The sequence below is a fragment of the Gelidibacter sp. genome, from assembly GCF_035577925.1.
In the GTDB taxonomy this organism is placed as follows: domain Bacteria; phylum Bacteroidota; class Bacteroidia; order Flavobacteriales; family Flavobacteriaceae; genus Gelidibacter.
On the sequence record NZ_DATJCY010000125.1, the window covers coordinates 1 to 2,311 of the forward strand.

Sequence of the window (2,311 nt, forward strand, 5' to 3'; positions counted from 1 at the left end):
CACATTCCCACAGAAAACCATAATCCCAAACTAAATCCGAATAAAGTCCCCGCAATGATTAATCCTATGGCAATAAAAAATCCGACCGCCAATCCTGTTTTAAGAAATGAAAAATCTCTTTTGCTCATTAATACAACAGCAGACAAACCAGTAAATAAGCCTAAGGTTACAATCGCTGCTTGGTTTAAGATTTCAGCCCCCGAATCCATATAATGGGCAGCAATGTAAATCAACGGAACAAAAATAAAGGCCTGTGCCAAAATATATAATCCGTAAGCAAGATACTGCTTATTTTTATCTGGTGATTTTAAGGTCATTCGTTCAGCGTAACTGGTAATAAACATAAAGCCACCCAACATCAACAACCATTTATAACCTTCAGTCATGGACATCATAAAACTGACAATGGCTTCACTTTGCAATAATAAATATTCAAAAACGATGAATACCAAAACACCACCGGCCACGTGGGCATAAGTCCGTTTATAAAAATCAACACGCTCGGCATCCGTAGCGTTTGTCAATAGTTTTGTTTCAAAATTAGGAAATGAATTTTCAGTAGGTTGCTCCATAAATTAAGATTTTAGATTAGACTTAAAAATAAGAAAAAAAATAGACCGAACAACTAAATAAAGATCTAACAGGTTTACTTGCTTCGCTGCGTGAGATCGCTGTACTAAGTTTAAAAACCCGTTAAGTCTCAAATTCCAATTTTTTAGATGGATTTCATAACCATAATAAAAAGACAATTACCGTTTTGTACTATTTTCAAACTCTTCTATAGCCACTAATTACAATCTTATCGGCACAAAAATAAAAAATGTCAAACACATATTTTGATAAAACCATGATTTACTTTCGGCCGAGAACGTCCAGTGCCATTGGGATGATGCATGATTACACCTTGATCAGGCTTTTAGGCCATATTCTAATTCGGTCCAAAAATCACTATAGAAATTTTGAGACTCCATTAATTCCCCATGACTTCCAAAGTCAGTTATAATGCCGTCTTCCAATACGTAAATTCGGTCGGCAATTTTTGGTAGTGAATGTAATCTGTGGGATATGAAAACAATACTCAATTCAGTTTTCAACCTGTTCAATATATTTAAAACAAATTGCTCCGTTTTTCGGTCCATGGCCGATGTAAACTCATCCAGTAATAAAACCTTCGGTTTTTTATATAAGGCACGCATTAAGGCAATAACTTGTTTTTGTCCGCCCGAAAGGTTAATGCCTTCTTCACCAAGTAGAGTCGCATACCCTTGGGGCAATGCATTTATAAAATGCTCAAAACCGTAGGCTTCGCAGAACGCAATTATGTTTTCCGGTGCGTCTTCCTCACCAAGAAGAATATTGGATACAACATTACCACTAAAAATAGTAACCTCTTGTGGTACAACTCCCAACATAGTGCGCCAACTTACGGTATCCATATCTTCAAGCCTATTTTGATTGTTGATGATAATTGTTCCGCTTTCATAGGAATAGAACTTTTGAAGAATTTGTCCCAATGTACTTTTGCCACTTCCGCTTTCACCAACAATAGCAATACATTCGTTGGCATCGACTTTAATGTTGATGGCCTTTAATAATGGGCTTCGACCAGCAAAACGAAAGGAAAGATTTTTAATTTCGAGTACATTGAATTCTGAAACTTCAGTTTTGCCTTTTGGTTCCTTTTCCATTGCCGCAAATTCATACATTCTATTAAAAGCCACTTTGGCTTCGTTGACCGGTATGGTTATTAAAGCCAAACTTGCCACAGAAGGTAACAAACTGCCCGCTACACCCAAAATTGCCATTAATTCTCCCAGAAGTATGGTTTCATGATAGACTTGGATAGAGGTATAAACCAAAATACCTATTAAAAACAAGACACTGAATATGCCGGAGTAAATAGATAAACGCACGTTTATTTTACCAAGATTAAAGGCCTTCTCCTGAAAATTGCCATAAATAAGCTGGTTGATTTTTTGAAAAACAGCTTGTCGGTTGTTGTTTTTTATAGTTGCAATGCCCTGCATGGACGTTATATAGTTGCTCTCACTAAAGGCATACCCTTGCATCACTTCTTTTTGTGCATTGATAATGCGCTTGTTAAAGCTATAAATAAGTATAAAATAAAAGGGCAAGCTCGTCAGGGCAATTAAACCTGTTTGCCAAGAGTAATAAAACAAAAAGCCCAAAGAAACCATGGTCACCAAAACGTTGATGGCCACATTGCCCACCATCTGATTAATAACCCGTTGTACACGTTGGGTATCATTTAATCCTGCCACTAACTCCCCAATTTTACGAGTATCGAAAA

At 36.7% G+C, this 2,311-nt stretch carries 2 protein-coding genes; both read right to left on the reverse strand.

From position 1 onward, the window contains the following. The coding region (locus VNJ50_RS04320; protein ID WP_325579398.1) for a Bax inhibitor-1 family protein at positions 1–572 on the reverse strand (572 nt) is incomplete at its 3' end. A 336-nt stretch (positions 573–908) separates the two neighbouring features. Continuing rightward, a partial coding sequence (locus tag VNJ50_RS04325) for a peptidase domain-containing ABC transporter (protein WP_325579400.1) occupies positions 909–2,311 on the reverse strand: 1,403 nt, incomplete at its 5' end.